The 300-nt window shown below is 61.3% G+C and carries 1 pseudogene; it reads left to right on the top strand.

Features of this window, described 5'->3' with window-relative positions:
- Positions 1-300 (top strand): annotated as a pseudogene (locus SB753_RS36185) (lytic transglycosylase F); the annotation flags it as partial.

Raw genomic sequence — 300 nt, 5'->3', positions numbered from 1 at the left:
ATCTGACGGCGACTGAGGATCGCCTGAAGCAGGCCGACTTTGTTACCGCACACGCGCTCAAGCCGACGCGAGAACTCGTTCTGACCGGTCCGAAGTCACCCGCGCTCTCCACGCTCAGTGACCTGAAGGGCAAGACCGTCGACGTTCGCCGCCATAGCAGCTATTACGAAAGCCTGATCGCACTGAACAACCGCTTCCGGCAGGCGGGCAAGCCACCGATGCGGATCGTTCTGCTACCGGACGCGCTCGAGGACGAAGACGCGATGGAGATGCTGAACGTGGGTCTGCTTCAGATCCTGG

It is taken from the genome of Paraburkholderia sp. SIMBA_053 (assembly GCF_046534895.1).
In the GTDB taxonomy this organism is placed as follows: Bacteria; Pseudomonadota; Gammaproteobacteria; order Burkholderiales; family Burkholderiaceae; genus Paraburkholderia; species Paraburkholderia caledonica.
Note: the sequence above shows the minus strand (reverse complement) of the source record. Positions and strands in the feature narration are given on the sequence as shown.